Source organism: Micromonospora sp. WMMD812 (assembly GCF_027497215.1).
In the GTDB taxonomy this organism is placed as follows: Bacteria; Actinomycetota; Actinomycetes; order Mycobacteriales; family Micromonosporaceae; genus Micromonospora.
In genome coordinates, this window is record NZ_CP114904.1 from 3,058,616 (window position 1) to 3,081,791 (window position 23,176).

At 73.2% G+C, this 23,176-nt stretch carries 17 protein-coding genes; 5 read left to right on the forward strand and 12 right to left on the reverse strand.

Going from position 1 to position 23,176, the window contains the following annotated elements; genetic code table 11:
* Positions 1 to 91: 91 nt before the first annotated feature.
* From O7603_RS13960 to pcaF, 6 genes are all read right to left on the reverse strand, one after another.
* Complete coding sequence (locus O7603_RS13960) at positions 92 to 1,456, reverse strand: glutamine synthetase family protein (protein ID WP_281576135.1); 1,365 nt, start codon at positions 1,454 to 1,456, stop codon at positions 92 to 94.
* A 95-nt stretch (positions 1,457 to 1,551) separates the two neighbouring features.
* The gene (locus O7603_RS13965) at positions 1,552 to 3,144 is read right to left on the reverse strand and encodes an amino acid permease (RefSeq protein ID WP_281576136.1); all 1,593 of its coding nucleotides are present in this window, start codon (positions 3,142 to 3,144) and stop codon (positions 1,552 to 1,554) included.
* Positions 3,145 to 3,458: 314 nt separating this feature from the next.
* Complete coding sequence (locus O7603_RS13970) at positions 3,459 to 3,959, reverse strand: DUF456 domain-containing protein (RefSeq protein WP_281576137.1); 501 nt, start codon at positions 3,957 to 3,959, stop codon at positions 3,459 to 3,461.
* Between the two features lie 197 nt (positions 3,960 to 4,156).
* Positions 4,157 to 6,337: an EAL domain-containing protein gene (locus O7603_RS13975; RefSeq protein ID WP_281576138.1), complete on the reverse strand. Its 2,181-nt coding sequence runs from the start codon at positions 6,335 to 6,337 to the stop codon at positions 4,157 to 4,159.
* Positions 6,338 to 6,340: 3 nt separating this feature from the next.
* Positions 6,341 to 7,156 carry an SAM-dependent methyltransferase gene (locus tag O7603_RS13980; protein ID WP_281576139.1) on the reverse strand — a complete coding sequence of 272 codons (816 nt, stop codon included), beginning with the start codon at positions 7,154 to 7,156 and terminating at the stop codon, positions 6,341 to 6,343.
* A 105-nt stretch (positions 7,157 to 7,261) separates the two neighbouring features.
* Positions 7,262 to 8,467, reverse strand: coding sequence for a 3-oxoadipyl-CoA thiolase (gene pcaF, locus O7603_RS13985; protein ID WP_281576140.1), 1,206 nt, complete (start codon positions 8,465 to 8,467; stop codon positions 7,262 to 7,264).
* Positions 8,468 to 8,572: 105 nt separating this feature from the next.
* On the opposite strand from pcaF, the gene O7603_RS13990 reads away from it, so the two are divergent.
* The 4 genes from O7603_RS13990 to O7603_RS14005 all read left to right on the forward strand — a co-directional run bounded on the left by O7603_RS13990 (position 8,573) and on the right by O7603_RS14005 (position 12,850).
* The gene (locus O7603_RS13990; RefSeq protein WP_281576141.1) at positions 8,573 to 9,538 is read left to right on the forward strand and encodes a glutathione S-transferase C-terminal domain-containing protein; all 966 of its coding nucleotides are present in this window, start codon (positions 8,573 to 8,575) and stop codon (positions 9,536 to 9,538) included.
* Positions 9,531 to 10,166, forward strand: coding sequence for a DUF998 domain-containing protein (locus O7603_RS13995; RefSeq protein WP_281576142.1), 636 nt, complete (start codon positions 9,531 to 9,533; stop codon positions 10,164 to 10,166). The genes O7603_RS13990 and O7603_RS13995 overlap by 8 nt, the downstream gene beginning before the upstream one ends.
* Before the next feature lie 245 nt (positions 10,167 to 10,411).
* On the forward strand, positions 10,412 to 11,716 hold the full coding sequence (locus tag O7603_RS14000) for a dicarboxylate/amino acid:cation symporter (protein ID WP_281576697.1): 1,305 nt from the start codon (positions 10,412 to 10,414) through the stop codon (positions 11,714 to 11,716).
* A gap of 66 nt (positions 11,717 to 11,782) precedes the next feature.
* Positions 11,783 to 12,850: an NADH:flavin oxidoreductase/NADH oxidase gene (locus tag O7603_RS14005; protein ID WP_281576143.1), complete on the forward strand. Its 1,068-nt coding sequence runs from the start codon at positions 11,783 to 11,785 to the stop codon at positions 12,848 to 12,850.
* A gap of 101 nt (positions 12,851 to 12,951) precedes the next feature.
* Here the strand turns inward: O7603_RS14005 and O7603_RS14010 are convergent, their stop codons facing one another.
* From O7603_RS14010 to O7603_RS14020, 3 genes are all read right to left on the reverse strand, one after another.
* Positions 12,952 to 16,449: an ABC transporter ATP-binding protein gene (locus tag O7603_RS14010; RefSeq protein ID WP_281576144.1), complete on the reverse strand. Its 3,498-nt coding sequence runs from the start codon at positions 16,447 to 16,449 to the stop codon at positions 12,952 to 12,954.
* Positions 16,450 to 16,585: 136 nt separating this feature from the next.
* Complete coding sequence (locus O7603_RS14015) at positions 16,586 to 17,425, reverse strand: DUF4081 domain-containing GNAT family N-acetyltransferase (protein WP_281576145.1); 840 nt, start codon at positions 17,423 to 17,425, stop codon at positions 16,586 to 16,588.
* 58 nt (positions 17,426 to 17,483) lie between these two features.
* Positions 17,484 to 18,707, reverse strand: a complete 1,224-nt coding sequence (locus O7603_RS14020) for an MFS transporter (RefSeq protein WP_281576146.1) — start codon at positions 18,705 to 18,707, stop codon at positions 17,484 to 17,486.
* A gap of 119 nt (positions 18,708 to 18,826) precedes the next feature.
* Between O7603_RS14020 and O7603_RS14025 the strand changes: the two genes are divergently transcribed.
* The gene (locus O7603_RS14025) at positions 18,827 to 19,411 is read left to right on the forward strand and encodes a PadR family transcriptional regulator (RefSeq protein WP_281576147.1); all 585 of its coding nucleotides are present in this window, start codon (positions 18,827 to 18,829) and stop codon (positions 19,409 to 19,411) included.
* Positions 19,412 to 19,528: 117 nt separating this feature from the next.
* Here the strand turns inward: O7603_RS14025 and ispG are convergent, their stop codons facing one another.
* Genes ispG through dxr form a run of 3 tightly spaced genes read right to left on the reverse strand, consistent with a single transcriptional unit; the run spans position 19,529 to position 23,172 of the window.
* A complete protein-coding gene (gene ispG / locus O7603_RS14030) occupies positions 19,529 to 20,701 on the reverse strand; it encodes a flavodoxin-dependent (E)-4-hydroxy-3-methylbut-2-enyl-diphosphate synthase (protein WP_281576148.1) in 1,173 nt (390 codons plus the stop codon).
* 9 nt (positions 20,702 to 20,710) lie between these two features.
* Positions 20,711 to 21,961 carry a site-2 protease family protein gene (locus O7603_RS14035; protein ID WP_281576149.1) on the reverse strand — a complete coding sequence of 417 codons (1,251 nt, stop codon included), beginning with the start codon at positions 21,959 to 21,961 and terminating at the stop codon, positions 20,711 to 20,713.
* Positions 21,961 to 23,172, reverse strand: a complete 1,212-nt coding sequence (gene dxr / locus O7603_RS14040) for a 1-deoxy-D-xylulose-5-phosphate reductoisomerase (protein ID WP_281576150.1) — start codon at positions 23,170 to 23,172, stop codon at positions 21,961 to 21,963. Before dxr ends, O7603_RS14035 begins: the two co-directional genes overlap by 1 nt.
* Between the last annotated feature and the right edge of the window lie 4 nt (positions 23,173 to 23,176).

Below are 23,176 nucleotides of genomic sequence, written 5' to 3' on the forward strand. Positions count from 1 at the left end.
CGGCAAAGGCCGCGTACCGCCACGAACCAGGGGCACACAGTGCAAGATCGCGGGGGGTGTCGGCGGGAGGGCGCGGAGCGCGCGGCGCGGGCTACAGGCGTTCGAAGCCACGGATCAGCTCCCAGTCGGTGACCGCGGCGTCGAAGGCCTTCAGCTCGACGCGGGCCTGATTGGCGTAGTGGGCGACCACCTCGTCGCCGAAGGCGTCCTTCGCCAGGGTGGAGGACTCCCAGAGGGTGAGGGCGTCGCGCAGCGTGCCGGGCACCCGCTCGGCGTCCGGGTCGTCGTACGCGTTGCCGGCGCACTCCGCACCCAACTCCAGCTCCTGCTCGATGCCGTGCACCGCCCCGGCGACCAGCGCGGCGATCGCCAGGTGCGGGTTGACGTCCGCCCCGGGCACCCGGTTCTCCACCCGCATCCCGGGCCCGTGCCCGACCAGCCGCAGCGCGCAGGTGCGGTTGTCGACGCCCCAGCGCAGCGCGGTCGGCGCGAACGACCCGGGCTGGTAGCGCTTGTACGAGTTGACGTTCGGGGCGAAGAGCAGACTGAACTCGCGCATGGTGGCGAGCAGCCCGGCGAGCACCCGCCGCCCGCTCACCGACAGGTGCGCCGGCCCGTCGCCGAGCAGCGCCGACCGGCCGTCGACGTCGCGCAGCGAGAAGTGGATGTGGCAGGAGTTCCCCTCCCGCGCGTTCGGCTTGGCCATGAAGGTGATCGACATGCCCTCCTGGGCGGCGATCTCCTTCGCCCCGTTCTTGTAGATGACGTGGTGGTCGGCGCAGGCCACCGCCTCGTCGTACCGGAAGGCGATCTCGTGCTGGCCGAGGTTGCACTCGCCCTTGGCGCTCTCCGGGGTCAGCCCGGCTCCGGCCATCTCCCGGCGGATCCGGCGCAGCAGCGGCTCCACCCGGGCCGTGCCGAGCAACGAGTAGTCCACGTTGTACTGGTTCGCCGGGGTCAGCTCCCGGTAGCCCCGCCGCCACGCGTCCTCGTACGAGTCACGGAACAGCACGAACTCCAGCTCGGTGCCGGCGTACGCGGTCAGCCCGTGCCCGGCGAGCCGGTCCAACTGGTGGCGGAGGATCTGCCGGGGCGAGGCGAGCACCGGGCCGGAGCCGTCCAGCCACTCCAGGTCGGCCAGGAGCATGGCGGTGCCCGGCTGCCAGGGCACCCGGCGCAGGGTGGTCAGGTCCGGCTTCATCGCGAAGTCGCCGTAGCCCCGCTCCCAGCTCGACATCGCGTAGCCGTCGACGGTGTTCATGTCGACGTCGACGGCGAGCAGGTAGTTGCACCCCTCGCTGCCGTGTGCGACGACCTGGTCCAGGAAGAACGGAGCGTGGAACCGCTTGCCCTGCAGGCGGCCCTGCATGTCGACCAGGGCCAGCACGACCGTGTCGATCTCGCGATCGGCGACGGCGACCCGCAGTTGTTCCAGTGTGAGCGGCGCTCTCCTCATCCGCGGGCCTCCATCACCAAGGTCTACTGGCAAACCGGATCACCGTCAATGCCCCGGACGCGCCGCCCGGGAAACCCGGGCGGCGCGTCCCCAGGTCAGGCGGGCGTGTCGGCCGGCGCGCCGTCCGCGGCGGTCCGGGGCCCGGGAACGTCGACGGTCCGTCGAGGGCCGGTAAACCACTTCCGGGCCGAGGCGTACCACCAGACGGCGACCAGCAGGAGCACCCCGCCCACGGCGATCGGCGCGTAGTTCACGGCCGACCACGTGAAGTCGGGATCGCCGGGCACACCGGCGGGCACGATCGGCAGCACGAAGTAGATCGAGATGACCGCGATCTCGATCACCGCGATCCAGCCGAGGAGCTTGTACCGCCGCCCCAGCGTCCACGGACCGGGAACGAACCGGTCGCCCATCCGCAGCCGCAGCGCGATCGGGATGAGGAACGACAGGTAGAGCCCGATCACCGCGACCGAGACGACGGCGTAGAAGGCGACCGGGATGCCGGCCGGGCTCTCGTAGAGCGCCGGCAGGGTGAGCACGAGCCCCGCCACCGTCGCCGCGATGATCGCGTTGACCGGGGTGCCGTTGCGGTCCACCCGGGACCAGAGCCGCCAGCCCGGCACCGCCCGGTCCCGGCTGAACGCGTACGCCATCCGGCTCATCGAGGTCACGCAGCTCATGCCGCAGAAGAACTGCCCGATGGTGGAGATGATGATGACCGTCTTGAAGAAGAACGGGGTCAGCGCGGTCTCGAAGATCGCGCCGGAGAAGCCGCCGGCGGCGTTGACCGCCTCCACGTCGGTGGCCGCGAAGAGGAACGCCAGCAGGAGGATCCAGCCGCCGATCGCGGAGTAGAAGATGGACCGCCAGAGGCCGCGGGCGGCGGCCTGGGAGGCGCCCCGGGTCTCCTCCGAGACGTGCGCGCAGGCGTCGAACCCGGTGATCGTGTACTGGGTGAGCAGGAAGCCCAGCGGCAGCACGTAGAACCAGAAGGTCAGCCCGCCGGTGTCGCCGTCGGCGAACCCGGAGTTGTTGAACCGCTCGGTGAAGACGAACTGGAAGCTCTGGTGCCGGTCCGGGACCAGGAGCAGGATGGCCACCACGGCGGCCGCGCCGGCCACGTGCCACCAGACCGAGACGTTCTGGAGCACGTCGATGATCCGGTGCCCGAAGATGTTGATCAGCCCGTGCAGGGCCAGGATGATCACGAAGAGCAGGAACGCCTGCCGGAGGGTGCCCTCCCAGCCGTCGAAGAGCGCCGACAGGGTGAGGTTGAGGAAGGTGGCGCAGCCGTAGTCCACCGACGCGGTGACAGCGACCAGCCCGATCAGGTTGAGCCAGCCCGTGAACCAGCCGTGCACCGGCCGGCCCATCTTCGCGGCCCACCAGTAGATGCCGCCGGCGGTCGGGTAGGCGGACACCAGCTCCGCCAGGCAGAAGCCGATGATCAGGATGAACAGCGAGATCAGTGGCCAGCCCCAGGACACGGCGACCGGGCCACCGTTGTTCCACGCCTGGCCGAACGTGGTGAAGCAGCCGGCCAGGATCGAGATGATCGAAAAGGAGATCGCGAAGTTGGAGAAGCCGCTCCATTTGCGGTGGAGCTCCTGTTTGTAGCCGAGTTCGGCGAGCCGTCGGGCGTCGTCGTCCATCGGTTGCTCGGCGGTCGGCGCGGGCGTCGTGGCCACTGCACACCTCCTCGAGGCGATTCCCCGGTGCGAGTGGGCAAAGTGTCGTCCCCGTCGATCAAGGTGGTCAATACATCCCGCGTGGGAATCTCATCGCCGCCCGGGCTAATTCCGTTGCCGGAGCGGGCCCGCGGACCGCATCCTTGACCCTGTGACCAGGCCCGATCGCGACGGGCCGCCGCCGGGCGCTCGGCAACGCCCGGCCCGCGTCGGCGCGGGGTGTCCACCTCTCTCTCACCCGTACGGCTACCGCCGTATCCGACGGACACCCCGCGCCGACACCCGACGCGGCCGCCGCGCCGCGACGGCGACGGTCACGTCAGCAGCAGCCCGGCCACCCAGATCGCCGCGATCACCAGGCCGGCGCCGAACTCCACGAGCATCGACAGCCCGGCTGCCTTCAGCGCCTGCACGGTGGCGGGCCAGGCGAGGCGGTTGTCGCCGAGCCGCAGCCGCTCGGCCGCCCACACCCCGCCGACGAAGCCGATCACCAGCCCGACGACGGGGATGACGAAGAACCCGATGATCCCCAGCACGCCCCCGGCCAGCAGGGAGGAGGTCGGCACCCCGGTGCGTTTCAGGTTCCGCCCCGGCCAGAGGTACTTCACCACGACCCCGCCGAGGGCGACGAGTGTCGCGGCGGCGAGCACCACCCAGCGGCCGGCGCCGGCCGCGCCGAACACCGCCCAGAGCAGCACTCCGCCCCAGCACAGCGGCAGCGCCGGCAGGCCGGGCACCACCACGCCGGCCAGCCCGGCCAGGATCGCCAGCGCGGCCACCACCGTGACCAGGGCCTCCGTGTCGGTCGCGCTCACCTGAGCCACCGCCCCTTCCGCGTGTCGCCCCGGCTAGGGGCGACCTCATGTACCGGCTGTCCTTCGGAGCTGAGTCGTTTGTGCCATCGCTACCCCTGAGTCGTTGACGACGTCAGCTCCGAAGGACGCGAAACCGCCGTGCCCACTCCTCGTCAGCCGAGCATCCGCCATTCGCGCCCGGTCGACTACCCGCCCGCTCAGGCCTCGCGCTCACGCGACCCACCCTCCGTCCCGGAGAGCCGCGCGGAGATCCCCTCGGCCGGGACCGGCGCCCCGAAGTAGCGCCCCTGCCCGGTGTCGCAGCGCAGCGCGCGCAGCCGTTCGGCCTGCACCCCGGTCTCCACCGCCTCGGCGGTGACCCAGAGTTCGAGCGCATGCGCCAGCCGGACCAGCGCGTCCACGATCCGCTCGTCCCGGTGGTCGACCGCCGCCTCCGGGCCGTCGCCCCGGATCCCCTCGACGAACGGGCCGGCCAGCTTCAGACAGTGGATCGGCAGCCGGCGCAGGTACGCGAGGTTCGAGTAGCCGGTGCCGAAGTCGTCGATGGCGAGCCGTACGCCGAGGCCGGCCAGCCGGTGCAGCGAGCGCAGCGGCTCCCCCGCGGTGCCCATCACCGCGCTCTCGGTCAGCTCCAGTTGCAGCAGCTCCGCCGGGAGCCCGCTGGACGCCAGCGCGTCCGAGACCGTGTCCACGATGGCCGGATCCTCGGCCTGCCGGGCGGCGAGGTTCACGCTGACCACCAACTGGGCGTCCGGGAAGCGCCGCCGCCACTCCTCGGCGTCCCGGCACGCCTGCCGGAGCACCCACTCACCGAGTCTGACGATCAGCCCGGTCTCCTCGGCGAGCCCGATGAACCGGTCCGGGCCGAGCAGCCCCAGCTCCGGATGCTGCCACCGGACGAGCGCCTCGACCGCGAGCATGCTGCCCTCCAGCAGCGACACGATCGGCTGGTACCGCAGCACGAACTCACCCCGGTCCAGCGCGACCGGCAGGCTGGCGGCCAGCGACGACCGGGCGATGTCGCGGGCGCTGCGCTCCGGGTCGTAGACCGCCCAGCGGCCGCGCCCCTCGGCCTTCGCCCAGTAGAGCGTGGTGTCCGCGGCCTTCATCAGCTCGGACGCGCTGGTCTCGCCGGCCGGGCCCTCGACGATGCCGACGCTCGCCGAGACGGCGAGCTGCTGATCCCCGACGTGCACCGGCGCGGAGACCGCGGCCAGCGCCGCCTCCGCCACGGCCACCGCGTCGTCGAGCCCGTCGCCGCCGTCGACCAGGATGACGAACTCGTCGCCACCCATCCGCGCGACCAGGTGGCCATGGTCGGCGACGCAGTCGGCGAGCCGCCGGGCGATCATGACCAGCAGCCGGTCGCCGAGGTCGTGCCCGAGGCTGTCGTTGATCGCCTTGAACCCGTCCAGGTCGAGGAAGCAGATCCCGACCCGACGGCCGGGATCGGCGGAGTCGAGGACCCTACCCAGGGTCTCGAAGAAGAGCGTCCGGTTGGGCAACCCCGTGAGCGGGTCGTGCAGCGCCTGGAATCGCAGCCGCTGCTGGAGCGCGTACCGCTCGGTGATGTCCTCGATCATGGCCACGGTGAAGCGCGGCCGGCCGTCGTCGTGCCGGATCAGCGACACGGCCAGGTCGGTCCAGAGGGAGCTGCCGTCCTTGCGGTGGTAGCGCTTCTGCACCCGCACCGAGTCCTGCTTGCCCTCGGTCAGCTCCTGGTAGAGCCCCCACATGCCGGCGGCGTCATCGGCGTGGAAGAGCGACGCCACATTGATCCGGCGCAGCTCCTCGGCCGAGTAGCCGAGCATGTCCGCGAACGACTGGTTGACGTCGATGATCCGCCCGTCGATCCCGGCGATGCCGATGCCGATCGCGGCGCCGGTGAAGACCGCCCGGAACCGTGCCTCGCTGTCCCGCAGGGCCTGCTCCACCTCGTCGCGTGCCTGCCAGGCCGAGCGGGCGATCCGCTCCTGCTGGCTGAAGGTGCGGTCGCGCAGCGCGCGGGCGAAACCGGCGGCCAGGCCGCCCTGCAGGGCGACGATCCGCTCCGCCGCGTCCCCGGGCTGCCCTCTGCCGCCCATCACCCGGGCGAGGAAGTCCGCGCCGAGGGCGCGCACCGACCACTCCAGCATCCGGGGCTCGGTCAGGTGCGCCTCGACCAGCGCCCGCCCGACGTCCTCGGCGGGCTGGCCGGTGAATGGCTCGGCCCGCAGCGCCTGCGCCAGCCGCACGGTGTGCACGAGCAGCAGCCGCTCGGTCTCGACCGCGCTCAGCGGCACGAAACCGAGGCGGCGTACCGTGCGGGCCCACTCGGCGGCGTACCCCTGCGCACCGGCGCGGCTGGCGTCGTCCCCGGTGGGGTCCGGGACGGCCACCGGTCAGCCGATGGTGGGCTGGTCGTACCGGGCGACGCCGCCGAACGCGCCGAACCGCTCCGGGTACTCGTCCACGTCGGACGGTGAGTCCGGACGCCACAGCGGCATGTGGACCACGCCCGGCTCCAGGATCGTCCAGTCCCCGAAGAAGCCGGTGATCTGGTCCCGGGAACGCAGGGTGATCTCGGTGTCGGTACGCGCCGACAGGCGCTGCGCGTCGAGCATCTCCTGCGGCTGGTCCTCGAAGGTGGAGTGGGAGATCACCAGGTAACTGCCGGGCGCCGCGGCGGCGCGCAGAGCGGCCAGGAGCTCGGCGGGCCGGTCCGCGTCCGGGATGAAGTGCACCACCCCGGCGAGGAGGATGCCGACCGGACGGCCGAAGTCGAGCAGGCCGCGCGCCTCGGCGAGGATCCGCTCCGGCTCGCGCAGGTCGGCGTGGATCACCGCGGTGAGGTCGTTGCCGGCGAGCAGTTCCCGGCTGTGCGCGACCGCCACCGGGTCGATGTCCACGTAGACCACGCGGGCCTTGGGGTTCGCGCCCTGGGCCACCTCGTGCACGTTGCCCACGGTCGGGATGCCGGAGCCGATGTCGAGGAACTGGTCGATGCCGGCGTCGAGCAGCGCCCGCACGGCCCGGCGCAGGAACTCCCGGCCCGAGCGCATGGTGGCCGCCAGATTCGGCGTCATGCTGGCGATCTGCTCGGCGAGCTGCCGGTCGATCTCGAAGTTGTGCGCCCCGCCAAGGAAGTAGTCGTAGACCCGGGCGGCGCTCGGTCGGGTCAGGTCGATCTCGGTCGGGAATCCGTCCGGCATCTGCAAGCTCCCCAGTTCGTCGCCGAGAGGCGGGCAGGCACCGGTGTCGGGGCGCGTGCGGGCACGCGGCGGCCCACCGACCGACCCGCGGATCGTGTGGTGTTGAACACTCTAGGCCGCTGACTCCAGCATTAGGGAGATCCCTTGTCCCACCCCGATGCACATGGTGGCCAGGGCCCGCCGCCCGCCACGACGGCGCAGCTCCAGCGCGGCGGTCAGCGCGAGCCGGGCGCCACTGGCGCCGAGCGGGTGGCCGAGCGCGATCGCCCCACCGTTCGGGTTGACATGTTCGGCGTCCTCGGGCAGCCCGAGTTCGCGCAGCACGGCGACCGACTGCGCGGCGAACGCCTCGTTCAGCTCGATCACGTCCACCGCGTCCAGGCCGAGGCCGAGCCGGTCCAGCAGCTTCCGGGTGGCCGGCACCGGGCCGATGCCCATGATCCGCGGCGGGACCCCGGCGGCCGCGGCGCCGCCGATCCGGGCCAGCGGCGTGAGCCCGTAACGGGCGACCGCGGCCTCGGACGCGACCAGCAGCGCGACGGCGCCGTCGTTGACCCCGGACGAGTTGCCGGCGGTCACCGTGCCACCGGCGCGGAACGGGGTGGGCAGCGCGGCGAGCTTCTCCAGCGAGGTCTCCCGCGGGTGCTCGTCGACCTCGACCAGCTTCGTCTCGCGGCGCCCCGCCGGCACGGTCACCGGCACGATCTCCTCGGCGAACCGGCCGTCGGCCTGCGCCTTGGCCGCGCGCTGCTGGGAGCGGAGGGCGAACTCGTCCTGGGCGGCCCGGTCCACGCCGTACTCGGCGGCGACGTTCTCCGCCGTCTCCGGCATCGAGTCGATGCCCCACCCGGCCTTCATCAGCGGGTTCACCAGGCGCCAGCCGAGTGTGGTGTCGTACATCTCGGCCGCCCGGGAGTAGGCCGAGGTCGCCTTCGGCATGACGAACGGCGCCCGGCTCATGCTCTCCACGCCGCCGGCGACGATCAACTCGGCCTCGCCCGCGGCGACGGCGCGTGCCGCGGTGGCGAGGGCATCCAGGCCGGAGCCGCAGAGCCGGTTGATCGTGCTCCCGGGCACCTCCTCGGGCAGCCCGCCGAGCAGCGCGGCCATCCGGGCCACGTTGCGGTTGTCCTCGCCGGCCTGGTTGGCGCAGCCGAGGATCACGTCGTCCACCCGGGCCCAGTCCACCGACGGGTGGCGGGCGACCAGCTCACGGATCACGTGCGCGGCCAGATCGTCGGGGCGGACGCCGGCCAGCGCGCCGGCGTAGCGGCCGATCGGGGTGCGGACACCGGCCACCAGGTATGCCACGGTCATCGCGAGTCCTTCGGGGGTGGGAAGGGCGGGACGGGTGCGTCCTCCGGGTCGCGGGGGACGCCCGGCCGCCAGGATATCCAGGTCCGGAGCCGATAGGTTGACGGCATGGCCCGGGCTCAGTTCAGCGCAGAGACCAGTACGGGCGGCGTGTTCGTCCGCCAACCCAACCGGTTCACCGACCGGGTCACCCCGCACTCGACCGCACCGCCCGGCGGGGGGCCGGACGACGAGGGCCGCTGGCCGCTGGAGTCGGGCCGCTACCGGCTGATCTGGTGTCGGGCGTGCCCCTGGGCGCACCGGGCGCGGATCGTGCGGAGCCTGCTCGGCCTGGCGGACGTCATCTCGCTGGGCACCGTCGACCCCATCCGGGACGAGCGGGGCTGGCGGTTCACCCTCGACCCGGACGGGTTCGACCCGGTGCTCGGCATCGGCTTCCTGTCCGAGGCGTACCTGGCGACCGACGCCGACTACACCGGGCGGGTGACCGTGCCCGCGTTGATCGACACGATCACCGGGCGGGTGGTCACCAACGACTACCCGCAGCTCACCCTGGACCTCTCGACCGAGTGGCGGCGGTTCCACGCCGCCGACGCGCCGGACCTCTACCCGGTGGAGCTGCGCCCGGAGATGGACGCGCTGATGGCGGAGGTCCACCGGGACGTCAACAACGGCGTCTACCGGTGCGGCTTCGCCACCTCCCAGGAGGCGTACGACGAGGCGTACCGGGCGCTCTTCGCCCGGCTGGACGCGCTGTCGGAGCGGCTGTCCGGCCGCCGCTACCTGATGGGCGACTCGATCACCGAGGCGGACGTGCGACTCTTCACCACGCTGGTCCGCTTCGACGTCGCCTACCACGGGCACTTCAAGTGCAACCGGCAGAAGCTCACCGAGATGCCGGTGCTGTGGGCGTACGCCCGGGACCTGTTCCAGACCCCCGGCTTCGGCGAGACGGTCGACTTCGACCACATCAAGCGGCACTACTACGCCACCCACAAGGAGATCAACCCGACCGGCGTCGTGCCGCTCGGCCCCGACACGTCCGGCTGGACCACGCCGCACGGGCGTGGCTGAGGGCGCCCGGCCCGAGCCGCTCATCACGCCCCGGGCCGCCGCCGCCTCGGCCGCCGCCGGCTGCACCCTGGTGGGCGCCGCCGCGGTGACGGTCGCCGTGATCGCCGCTCCCGGGCCGGGCCTCACCGGGTACGTCAGCGAGGCCGGCATCGCCGGCAGCGGCTACGCGCCGACGTACCGGATCGGGGTCTACGCCCTGGCCGCCGGGCTGCTGCTCCTCGCCGCGGCGCTGCCACCGGCGCTGCGGGTCGCCGCGGCGCTGCTGGCCGCCGGAGGTCTGGGCACGGCGCTCTCCGGCGCGGTGACGTGCAGCGCCGGCTGCCCGCTGCCGCCGTTCGAGCGGGCCACGGTGGCCGACCTGGTGCACGGCGGCGCGAGCATCGCGGCCACCGCGGCGGTGATCTTCGCGATGGTCGCGATCACGCTCACCCGTGGCGCGAGCTGGCCGCTGCGGCGACTCTCCGGGATCGCCGCGCTGGTGGCGCTGCCGCTCTGCGCGGCGGTCGGGCTGGCGATGCTGGTGGTCGGTCGGGGCGCGCTGGTCGGCGTGCTGGAGCGGGTGGTGCTCGCGATCGCGGTGCTCTGGGGGCTCGCCGCGGCCGCCACGGTCGGCCTCGGCCGCCGGTAGGCGTCGGCCGGCGGGTGGGTATCGACCGTCGGCGACCTTGTTGTAAGGATCGTCACGACAGTCGGTCCTTCCGCCCCACGGATCCCGCGCGTAACGTCGTGCCGCGATGACCAACATCTGGTGCCTGACCGTGCGCCTGTACGTCGATCTCCGACTGCAGGCCAGCGGCGTCTGTCCGGCGCAGCCTCTCTCCTGACGCTGCCCCGACCCACCAGACCCTTGGACACCATCACATGGCTCTCGCCCTGCGCAAGTTCCCCTTCTCCGCCCAGATCCTGCTCGCCCTCGTCCTCGGCGTGGCGCTCGGCTTCCTGGCCCGCGCCAACGACCTGAGCTGGCTGACCAGCACCCTCGACACCGTCGGCGGCCTCTTCGTCCAGCTGCTGAAGCTGGCCGTGCCGCCGCTGGTCTTCACCGCGATCGTGGTCAGCGTGGTCAGCCTGCGCGGCGTGGCCAACGCCGCCCGGCTGGCGTTGAAGACGCTGCTCTGGTTCGGCATCACCGCCCTCATCGCGGTGGGCGTCGGCATCGGCCTGGGCCTGCTCACCAACCCCGGCCGCGGCGTCACCCTGGACCTCGCCGGCGCCACCGCCCCGAAGAAGCACGGCTCCTGGACCGACTTCCTCACCGGCATCGTGCCGACCAACCCGGTCGGGGCGTTCGTCGAGGGCAACGTGCTCCAGATCGTCTTCCTGGCGCTGGTCGTCGGCGCCGCCGCCCTCCTGCTCGGCGACAAGGCCGAGCCGTTCGTGGCGCTCAACCGCTCGCTGCTGGAGATCGTCCAGAAGGCGCTCTGGTGGGTGATCCGGCTCGCCCCGATCGGCACGCTCGGCCTCATCGGCAACGCGGTCGCCTCGTACGGCTGGGACCTGCTCGCCCCGCTCGCCAAGTTCACCACGGCGGTCTACGTCGGCTGCGCGATCGTGCTGCTGGTGGTCTACCCGCTGCTGCTGGTGGCCGCCGGCCGGCTCAACCCGCTGCGCTTCTTCGCCGGCGCCTGGCCGGCCATCGAGCTGGCCTTCGTCTCGCGCTCCTCGGTGGGCACCATGCCGGTGACCCAGCGTGCCGTCGAGCGGCTCGGCGTGCCCCGCGAGTACGCCTCGTTCGCGGTGCCGTTCGGCGCGACCACCAAGATGGACGGCTGCGCCGCGATCTACCCGGCCCTCGCCGCGATCTTCGTGGCCCAGGTGTTCGGCATCCACCTCGGCGTCACCGACTACCTGCTGATCGCCTTCGTCTCGGTGGTCGGCTCGGCCGCGACCGCCGGCCTGACCGGGGCGATCGTGATGCTCACGCTGACCCTCAGCACCCTGGGCCTGCCGCTGGCCGGCGCCGGCCTGCTGCTGGCCATCGACCCGATCCTCGACATGATCCGCACCGCCACCAACGTGGCCGGACAGGCCCTCGTGCCGACCATCGTCGCGGCCCGCGAGGGCACCCTCGACCGCACCGCGTACGACGCGGCCGGCCGGCGGGAGCTGCTCGACCCGGCCGCCGCGGACGAACCCGCCCCCAACCGGCAGGACGGGCTGAATCCCGTACCCGCCTGAACCCGCTGAGCCGAGGAGGGTCCCTCACCGAGGGGCCCTCCTCGCGTGTACCGGAAGGATGACGCCATGAGCACACTGTTCTCACCACTGGCCCTGCGCGCGGTGACCCTGCCCAACCGGATCGCCATGGCGCCGATGTGCCAGTACACCGCCGGCCCGGACGGGCTGCCCACCGACTGGCACCTCGTGCACCTCGGCGCCCGCGCGGCCGGCGGCGCCGGCCTGGTGCTGACCGAGGCCACGGCGGTCGTGCCCGAGGGACGGATCAGCCCGCAGGACACCGGGCTCTGGTCCGGCGCGCACGTCGACGCCTGGCGTCCGGTGACCGCGTTCCTCGCCGCGCACGGGGCGGTGCCGGCGGTGCAGCTCGCGCACGCCGGGTTCAAGGCGTCGACGTACCGGCCCTGGGCCGACGCGCGCGGTGGGGTGCCGGACGACGAGGGCGGCTGGACCCCCGTCGGTCCGGGCACCGAGCCCTTCACCCCCGGCTACCGGACCCCGACCGCGCTCGACGCGGCGGGCATCGCCGGCGTGGTCGACGCGTTCGCGGCCGCCGCCGCTCGGGCACTCGACGCCGGTTTCGCCGCCGTGGAGATCCACGCGGCGCACGGCTATCTGCTGCACGAGTTCCTCTCCCCGCTGAGCAACCACCGCACGGACGGCTACGGCGGCGACCGCGCCGCCCGGATGCGGCTCACCCTGGAGGTGGCCCGCGCGGTCCGCGCGACGGTCGGCGAGGAGGTGCCGGTGCTCACCCGGATCTCCGCCACCGACTGGGTCGACGGCGGCTGGACGGCGGAGGACAGCGTGGTGCTCGCCGGTGAGCTGGCCGGCGCCGGAGTCGACCTGGTGGACGCCTCCTCGGGTGGCGTCAGCACCGCCCAGAAGATCCCACTCGCCCCCGGCTACCAGGTGCCGCTGGCCGCCCGCATCCGCCGGGAGGCCGGTGTGCCGACCGGTGCGGTCGGACTGATCGTCGAGCCGGAGCACGCCGAGCAGATCATCGCCGGCGGCGAGGCCGACCTGGTGCTGCTGGGCCGGGAGCTGCTGCGCGACCCGTACTGGCCGCACCGCGCGGCGGCGAAGCTCGGCGCCACCCCCACCTGGCCCAGCCAGTACCTCCGCGCCGCCTGACCGTCCCCTCCTTCCCGGCTGATCAAGAGGTTGCGTCAGCGGGGGGCTCCGATCTGACGCAAACCTCTTGATCAACCGCGGGAGGGCGGGCGGAGGGCGGGTCAGCCGGCCAGGTGGGACCAGCGGCCCTCCAGGTCCCGCCACGGGCCCTGGGCGGCGACCGCGCCGCCGATCAGCACGACCACGTGGTCGGCGCGTACGAGCGCGGCGCGCTTCGAGGTCGAACCGACCACCGTCACCCCGTGCTCGCGCAGCGCGGCCCAGAGCGCCAGCTCGGTGGTGACGTCCAGCGCGGACGACACGTCGTCGGCGACCAGCAGCTCGGTCCGGGGCGCCAGAGCGCGGGCCAGCGCCAGCCGCTGCAGCTGCCCGCCGGACAGGCGGGTGCCCTTGTGGCCGATCAACAACCCGAGCCCGCCACCGGCGGCGGCGAGGTCGTGGTCGAGCTGGGCGGTGGAGACCGCCGCGCCGGCGTCGACCTCGTGGCCGAGGGCGATGTTCTCCGCCACGGTGCCGGAGAGCACCCGGGGCAGCTGCCCCACGTACCCGACCTGGCCGGGGCGCAGGAACAGCTCCGGCTCGGTGACCGGCTCGCCGTTCCAGCTCAACCGGCCGGTGTGGTGCACGATCCCGGCCAGGGCGCGCAACAGCGACGACTTGCCGGCGCCGACCGGCCCGACGACCAGCACCAGCTGCCCCCGCTCGACGCTCAGGTCCACGTCCCGGACCGCCAGGGTCCCGTCCGAGTGCAGCGCGCCGAAGCCAGCCAGCTCCAGCCGGCGCAGCGGGTGCCGCGGGGGCGGCTCCGGCGCCGGCGCGGTCCCGGCGGCCAGGTCCACCCCCGGCACCGAAGCCGAGTACGACGAGGCCCCGCTCATCGCCACGGTCCGCCGGGTCCAGACCCGCGCGGACGGGTAGTGGGACACCAGCGCGGCGGTGGTCCAGGCGAACCAGCGGGCGGCGCCGAGCGTGGAGACCGCCACCAGCGTGGCGCCGGCGGAGAGCCCGCCGCCCAGGTAGAGCGCCCACGCGCCGATCGGCAGCAGACCACTGACCACCGACGGGGTGGACCGCGCCCACACCTGCATGGCGATCTCCCGGCGCTGCCGGTCACTGCGGACCGTGTCCAGCTCCGCCAGGTGGTGCAGCACCGGACGGGTGGCGCCGGCGAGCTTCACCGTACGGGCGGCGGACAGCGAGGAGACCAACGCGGTGGCAAAGGCGGCCCGGGCCTTGACGGTGCCGCGGGCGCTGCGTTCCAGGCGCGGCCCGAACAGCGTCGCCGCCAGGCCGGAGACCACCATCGTGCCGAGGAAGAAGAGCCCCGGCACCACACTGCCGGTCACCAGGGTCATGGCGACCACGATCGCCAGGGAGATGAACTGGTCCACCAGGTTGTCGGCGAGCTGCACCACCCGTTCGGTGTCGCCGCCCTGGGCGACCACCTCGGCCGGGGTGTGCCCGCTGACCCGGCGGGGCCCGGTCTGCCCGTGCACCAGCCGCAGGCTGATGCGCAGCATCTGCCGGATCCACCACTGCGGGAACCACAGGTTGGTGAGGTAGGGCAGCGGCAGGACGACGAGCAGGGCGACGGCGATGCCGAGCGCCGGCAGCCACGGGTCTCCCCCGTCGACCACGTCGGCCCAGAGCCAGGGCAGCACCGAGCCGTCCAGGCCGAGCAGGGTCAGGACGATGAACAGGGCGACCGACACGAGCCCGAACCGTGGTTCGTTGACCGCCAGCCGCAGGATCTCCCGCATGGTCCGCGCGGACGGCGGCGGGGGCAGCGGCGGCGGGTCGGCCTTCGGCACGGCCACCGGCCGCTCGGCCGCCGGGCGTACGGCCTCCTCCGCCGGCTCGGCGAGGTCCCACTCCGCGCCCGGCGCCGGCAGCAGGTCGACCCCGCCGCGGGACGGCCCCGTCCCGGCGTACGCGCCGGCGTGGCTGGTCGCCAGCAGCTCGGCGAAGCGCGCCGACTCGCGCAGCGGGCCGGCCTCCAGCACCGTGCCGTCGGCCAGCACCACCACCTCGTCGCAGCGCCGCACCGAGGACAGCCGGTGCGCGATGACGATGCCGATGCGGTCGGCGAGCAGCCGCTCGGTGGCCTGCCGCACCCGCGTCTCGGTGACCGGGTCGAGCCGGGCGGTGGCCTCGTCGAGGATCACCACGTGCGGGTCCCGGACCAGGATCCGGGCGAACGCCACCAGCTGCTCCTGCCCGGCGGAGAGCACGTGCCCGCCCTCACCGAGCCGGGTCCGTACGCCGTCGGGAAGCTCGGCGATCCAGCCGGCCAGCCCCAGCTCCTCCAGCGCCCGGGTCGCGTCGTCGAGCAGATCGGGGTCGAAGAGCGCGACGTTCTCGGCGAGCGTGCCGGCCAGGATCTCGGTGCGCTGCGGCACCACGGCGATCCACCGGCGCAGCTCCTCGACGTCCAGGTCGACCAGGTCGGTGTCGCCCAGGAAGACCGTGCCGCGGGGCACGTCCACCGCCCGGGTGAGCACCTTCGCGAGCGTCGACTTGCCCGACCCCGTCCGGCCCACCAGCGCGTACGACCGGCCGCGTGCGAAGGTCAGCCGGATGTCGTGCAGCGCCGGGCCGCGGTCGTCGCCGGACTGGTAGCGGAAGGTGAGACCGCGGACGGTCAGGTCGCCCTCGACCGGCTCGAGCCCGCCCACCGGCTCCTGCCGGGAGTCCTGCAGCAGCTGCACCCGGGCCCAGGCGCCGAGCGCGTACTGCAGGTGCGGCACCCAGCGGGCCAGATGCTCGACGGTCGCGCCGAAGGCGATGGCGAGCAGCCAGATCGCGGTCAGCCGGGCGCCGTCGATCCGCCCGCTGGCGAGCGCCCACGCCCCACCGATCACCACGGCGGCGATCCCGGCCCGGATGGCCCCGGCGGCGACGGAGGTGACCCGCGCCGACATCCGGAACACCCGGCCGGCCCGAGAGATCACCTCGGCGGCCCGGCGCGCGTAGAGCCGCAGCACGTACGGCTGGGCGAGGCTGGTGCGCACGTCGTCCTGGCCGTGCACCGCCTCCTCCATCACGGCGGCCAGATCCGACCAGGCCTCCTCCTCGGCCATCCGGGCGGGGGCGATCCGCCCGGTGGGGCGGCGCAGGACGACGACGAGCAGCGCGGTCAGCAACACCATCCCGACCCCGGCCGGCCACCACACGACCAGCGCGCTCGCCGTGGCCAGCAGGCACACGGCGACGCCCTGCACCAGCCGGACGCCGGTGTTCCGCATCTCGGCCGCGACCTGGTAGACGTCGTTGTCGATCCGGTCGAGCAGCTCGCCGACCGGGGTCGTCTCCAGGGTGGGCAGGTCCTGTCCGAGCGCCACCCGACACAGTCGCCGACGCACGTCGGCGGACCAGTCCGCGGTCAGGCCGGCCATCAGCAGACCGATGGCGAGGTCGGTGACCACCGCGGCGATCAGCGCCACCACGAGGACGACGAACCAGCCCACGGACTGGTGCACCAGCACCGGTCCGGCCAGCGCGGAGGCGGCCGCCTGGCCGCCGGCGCCCAGCACGACGAGCAGCAGGACGGCCGACATCCGGCGCGGTGCGGTGGCCCAGAGGTCGCGGAGCAGGCGCATGACAGTCCTCCGGACCCTGGTCGTGGTGGCGGTACCTCCAGCCTCGTCGTCCGGCCCGGACGGATCAACGCATTTTCGCCGCCGGCAGACCCCCGATCGGGGTGCGGTGCGGCGGCGGACGCCGGAGCGGCGCGGGTCAGAAGAGCACGGTGGCGAGCGTGCCGACCGGGCGGAAGCCGCACCGGTCGTAGACCCGGCGGGCGGGCAGGTTGAAGTCGTTCACGTAGAGGCTGACCGTCGGGGCGACCCGCAGCAGGGCGTCGCGAACGACCGCCGCCATCGCCGACGTGGCGATCCCGCGCCCCCGCCACTCCGGGGCCACCCAGACGCCCTGGACCTGCGCGGTCCGCCGGGTCACCACCGCCAGCTCGGCCTTGAAGATCACTCGACCGTCGGCGAAGCGGGCGTACGCCCGGCCGCCCCGGACCAGCTCGCTGACCCGCCGCCGGTAGCTGCGCCCGCCGTCCTCGGCCAGCGGCGAGACGCCGACCTCTTCGGTGTACATCGCCACCGCGGCCGGGAAGAGCCGGTCGATCTCGCCGCCGCGCACCCGGCGCACCTCCGGGTCCGCCGGCACGGCCGGCAGCGCCTCGGTGGCCAGCAGCGGCTGGTTCGGGCGTACGTCCCTCGCCGGACCCCAGACGTCGGAGAGCTGGTCCCAGAGCCCCAGCACGGCGTCGGCCCGGCCCACGATCGACGAGCAGAGCCGCTCCTCGCCGGCGAGCAGGTCGGCGAAGGCCGCCACGGCCGGCTCGGTCGCGAGCACCGGGGTCAGGTTGCCGCCGAGCCAGCAGAGCGACTCGAGGTTGCGCCGGGCGCCGTAACCGAGGATCCGGCCCTCGGCGCGCCACCAGGACAGTCCACGCGCGGCGACCCGCTCGGCGACCTGCGCGCCCGCGTACGGGTCGAGGTCGAGCAGCCGCTCGACCGCGCGGCGCTCCGATTCCCCGAGTTGCCGTACCGGCACCGTCAGCACGTCTACCAGCCTGCCAGATCGGGCCCCCGGCCCGCGGGCCGAGTGACGAGCCCGGGCGTCACACCGTCACCGGGCGTTCCTCCGGTTCCGAAAGCCGCGTCCGGGCGGCCCACCGCACCACCGGAGGCACCAGGACACCGAGGAGCAGGAAGAGCACACCGAGCACCAACCAGCCCGGTGTGCCCCAGCCGATCGCCAGCGTCGTCACCACCACCGGCGCGAGCATGCGGCCCAGCTCGTACCCCATGCTGTAGGTCCCCTGGTACTGCCCCTGGGCCTCCTCCGGGGCGAGCCCGAACGAGATTCCCCAGCCGGCGGCGGAGTGCCACAGCTCGCCGATCACGTGCACCAGCGCCCCGCCGGCGAGCAGACCGACGGCGGCGACGGTGGGCAACCCGCCGCTGACGGCGAAGAGCACGCAGGCCGCCGCGATGGCGAACCCGGCCCGGCGGGAGGCCCGGGCGGCGCCGGTCACGCTCTCCGTGCCCCGCGCGGCCCGCACCTGGAAGAGCACGACCATCACCGTGTTCACCAGCATCACGCCCGAGATCACCCAGGCCGGCGCGCGGGTGTGTCCGGCGATCCACAGTGGAAGGGCGATGTTGAGCAGGCCGAAGTGCATCGACATCAGGCCGTCGAGCACGGTGAAGGCCAGGAACGGGCGGTCCCGCAGGGCGACGAGCCGGGGGCCCTGCGCCGGCGCGGCGACCGGCGGGACGACCGGCAGCCGGGTGAAGACGGCGGCCGCACCCAGGGACGCCGCCGCGGCGGTGAGGACCAGCGCGACGTAGGCCGCGCGGGTGTCGGCGGCGATGGCGAACCCGGCGAGCACGGCGCCGACCGAGATGCCGACGTTGGTGGTGGCCCGCAGGTAGGCGCGGGTGCGCACCCGCTGGTCGGCCGGCACAGCGCCGGCGATGAGCGCGCCGCGGGCGCCCCGGTCGGCGGCGTCGGCGAGCGCGGTCGCCGCGCCGACCAGGAGGAAGGCCGGGAACGACCGGACCGCGACGAGGCCGGCGGTCAGCGCGCCCGCGGCGAGCAGCGCGCCGATCTGGGTGCCGCGGGGCCCGATCCGGTCAGCGAGGTAGCCGGTGGGGGTGCTGGCGAGCACGCCCACCAGCGCCGAGACGGTCAGCCCGGCGCCGACCTCGGCGGCGGAGAGGCCGACCGAGCGGGTCAGGAAGAGCGCGCTGGCGACCAGCCAGAGGCCCCGGCCGACGGTCTTGACCAGGGTGCCGAGGGTGAGGATCCGGGCCGGGCCCGGTGGGGGAAGCAGTCGCACGCCCGACAGCCTAACAAGACGTACGTACGGTTTGCTTCGTCGGTCAACGGCGACTTGTCGGCGACACGTTTCCGATATATCGTCGATGCATCAGCGATACGACGAAGGGAGACGGGACCATGCGGTTCCATCGACAACACCACGCGATGCACGAGGCCCGGATGCGGGGCGGATTCGGCTTCGGCTTCCCGCCCTTCCCGCCCGGCGGTCCCCACGGTCCGGGCGGTGGCCACGGCTGGGGCGGTCGGGGGCGCGGACGGGGACGCCGGCCCAACGTCCGCAGCGCGGTGCTGGCGCTGCTCACCGAGCGGCCGATGCACGGCTACGAGATGATCCAGGAGATCGACTCCCGCACCGGCGGGGCGTGGCGACCCAGCCCCGGGTCGATCTACCCGACCCTGCAGCTGCTGGAGGACGAGGGCGTCATCGCCGCCGCGGAGGACTCCGGGGGCGGGCGCAAGCGGTTCACCGTCACCGAGGCCGGGCGCGCCGAGGCCGCCACCGCGGCGCAGACCCCGCCGTGGGCCGAATTCGCCCAGGACACGGTGGCCAGCTGGCACGACATCCGGGACGCCGGCGCGCAGGCGATGCAGGCCCTGCGCCAGGTGATGATGACCGGCACCGACGACCAGCGGGAGCGGGCCGCCCAGGTGCTCGACGAGACTCGACGCAAGCTCTACGCGATCCTCGCCGAATCCGAGTGACCCGGCCCGAGGAGCCGCCGCCGGCCCCGACCTCGAATACCGAAAGAGTGGTCATCCCCGCGGGGATGACCACTCTTTTCGATCTGGCTAAACCCGCCGGCGCGGCGGGCGCCGGCGTCAGTGGACGGTGACCGTGGGGCCGGTGATCATGCCGCGCAGCTCCTCGGGAAGCTCGGCGCCCATCTCGTCGGCGATCCGCAGCGCCTCCTCGATCAGGGTCTCCACGATCTGCGCCTCGGGGACGGTCTTCACGACCTGGCCCTTCACAAAGATCTGGCCCTTGCCGTTGCCGGAGGCGACACCGAGGTCGGCCTCGCGAGCCTCGCCCGGGCCGTTCACGACACACCCCATGACGGCGACGCGCAGCGGCACCGGCAGACCCTCCAGGCCGGCGGTGACCTCCTCGGCGAGCTTGTAGACGTCCACCTGGGCCCGCCCACAGGACGGGCAGGAGACGATCTCCAGGCCGCGCTCGCGCAGGCCGAGCGACTCCAAGATCTGGTTGCCGACCTTGATCTCCTCGACCGGCGGCGCGGAGAGCGAGACCCGGATGGTGTCGCCGATCCCCTCGGCCAGCAGCGCCCCGAACGCCACCGCCGACTTGATGGTGCCCTGGAACGCCGGGCCGGCCTCGGTGACGCCCAGATGCAGCGGGTAGTCGCACTGCTCGGCGAGCTGCCGGTACGCCCGGATCATCACCACCGGGTCGTTGTGCTTGACCGAGATCTTGATGTCGCGGAAGCCGTGCTCCTCGAACAGCGAGCACTCCCAGAGCGCCGACTCCACGAGCGCCTCGGCAGTGGCCTTGCCGTACTTGCTGAGCAGCCGCTTGTCCAGCGAGCCCGCGTTCACGCCGATCCGGATCGGCACACCCGCGTCGCTCGCGGCCCGGGCGATCTCCTTGACCTTGTCGTCGAACTGCCGGATGTTGCCGGGGTTGACCCGCACGGCGGCGCACCCGGCGTCGATCGCGGCGAAGACGTACTTCGGCTGGAAGTGGATGTCGGCGATCACCGGGATCTGCGACTTCTTGGCGATCGCGGGCAGCGCCTCGACGTCGTCCTGCGACGGCACCGCGACCCGGACGATCTGGCAGCCGCTGGCGGTGAGTTCGGCGATCTGCTGCAACGTGGCGTTGACGTCGGCGGTGAGGGTGGTGGTCATCGACTGCACCGACACCGGCGCGCCGCCGCCGACCGGGACCGAGCCCACCATGATCTGGCGGCTGGCCCGGCGCGGCGCGAGCGGCGGGGGCGGTACGGGAGGCATACCCAGGCTGACAGCGGTCACTTCAGGCACTCACCTTGAGAAGAGCGTGATCGGGTTGACGACGTCCGCGGTGATGGTCAGCAGCGTGAACGCGCCACCGATCAGGATCACCGCGTACGTGAACGGCATGAGCTTGAGGTAGTCGACGCGGCCCGGATCCGGGCGGCGCAACCGGGCGTAGACCCAGGAGCGGGCCCGTTCGAACCAGGCGATGGCGATGTGGCCGCCGTCGAGCGGAAGCAGCGGCAGCAGGTTGAAGACGCCGATGAAGAAGTTCAGCGAGACGAAGAGCATGAAGAACACCAGCCAGGCGTTGTTCTCCACGGCCTCGCCGCCCAGCCGACTCGCGCCGACGACGCTGATCGGGGTGTCCACGTCGCGCTCGCCGCCGGTGATGGCGGTCCAGAGCGCCGGGACCTTCTGGGGAATCCGCTGCAGCGCGTGCAGCGTGCCGACCGCCATCTCGCCGGTGAAGTCGGCGGTCGCGCCGAACGCGGCCACCGGCCCGTACGTGACGCGGGTGGGGGTGCTGGGGATCAGGCCGACGCCGAGCGCGGCGACCGGGCCGACCGCGCCCTTCGGGTCGTCCAGCGGCGCGCGCTCGGTCTTCGCGAGGGTGGTGGTCACCTGGCCCGGCTGCCCGTCCCGGACGTAGCCGATGGTCGCGGTGCTGCCCGGCTGGAGGCCGCGCAGCGTGGTGAGCAGCTGCCCGTAGTTGTTGATCGGCATGCCGTTGAGCGAGGTGACCCGGTCGCCGTCGCGCAGCTGGGCCTGGGCGGCCGGGCTCGCCGCGTCGCCCGGGGCGCAGGCGCGAGCGGTGTTGTCCGGCACCACGCAGTCGCTGAGCGTGATGACGGCCGGCTCCTGGCGAGCCTGCTGCTCGGTGGTCGGGTAGGCCGGGTTGGGCAAGCCGGCCGAGACGGCGAGGATCCAGAGCGTCACCAGCGCGAGCGCGAAGTGGGTGACCGAACCCGCCGACATCACGACGGTCCGCTTCCACACCGGGTAGCGCCACATGGCCCGCTTCTCGTCGCCCGGCTCGACGTCGTCGTCCTGCGGGGTCATCCCGACGATCTTGCAGAAGCCGCCGAGGGGGATGCCCTTGACGCCGTACTCGGTCTCGCCGCGCCGGAAGGACCAGAGGGTGGGCCCGAAGCCGACGAAGTAGCGGGTGACCTTCATCCCGAAGGCCTTCGCCGTGAGCATGTGCCCCGCCTCGTGCAGGCTCACCGAGATGAGAATGGCGAGGGCGAAGAGCACCACCCCGAGCAGGTATGACATCAAGCTCCTTCCACCGACCCGGTGATGATCTCCTGCGCGTGCGCCCGCGCCCACGACTCGGCCGCGAGCACGTCCTCGACGGTACCTGGTTCGTCGAAGTCCGGAGCGTCCTCCAGCACCCTCGCGAGGGTGTCCACGATGCCGAGGAACGGCAGCCGTCCGGCCACGAACGCGGCGACGCACTCCTCGTTCGCGGCGTTGTAGATGGCCGGGCGGCAGCGTCCGGCCTGGCCGGCGGCCTTGGCCAGCGCGACCGCGGGGAACGCCTCGTCGTCTAGCGGGGCGAACTCCCAGGTGTGGCTCGCCGTCCAGTCGACCGCGGCGGCGGCGTCACCCACCCGGTCGGGCCAGCCGAGGCCGAGCGCGATCGGCAGCCGCATGTCCGGCGGGCTGGCCTGGGCGAGGGTCGAGCCGTCGACGAACTCGACCATCGAGTGGATCACCGACTGCGGATGCACCATCACGGTGATGTCGGCGTACGGCACGTCGAAGAGCTCGTGCGCCTCGATCACCTCGAGCGCCTTGTTGACCATGGTGGCTGAGTTGATCGTGACGACCGGCCCCATGTTCCAGGTCGGGTGGGCGAGCGCCTGCTCGGGTGTGACCTCCGTCAACTCGTCACGCCGCTTGCCCCGGAAGGGCCCGCCGCTGGCGGTGACGATCAGCCGGCGAACCTCGCCCCGGGTGCCGCCGCGCAGGCACTGCGCCAGCGCCGAGTGCTCGGAGTCGACCGGGACGATCTGTCCGGCGCGGCTCACCGCGGCCTTGACGAGGGGGCCGCCGGCGACCAGCGACTCCTTGTTGGCCAGCGCGAGGGTCCGCCCGGCGCGCAGCGCGGCCAGGGTCGGCGCCAGCCCGAGCGAGCCGACCACCCCGTTGAGCACGACGTCGCACGGCCACTGGGCCAGCTCGGCCATCGCGTCCGGCCCGGCGACGATCTTCGGGAGCTTGAAGTCGCCGGTGGCCCAGCCGCGCCGGCTCGCCTCGGCGTAGAACGCGAGCTGGAGATCCTGCGCGGCGGACGCCCGGGCCACGCCGACCGCCTCGACGCCCAGCTCCAGCGCCTGCGCGGCGAGCAGCTCCACGTTGCCGCCACCGGCGCCCAGCGCGACCACCCGGAACCGGTCCGGGTTGCGCCGGACGATGTCGATGGCCTGGGTGCCGATCGAGCCGGTCGACCCGAGCAGGACGAGCTCTCGCGGGGAAGTCACCCGG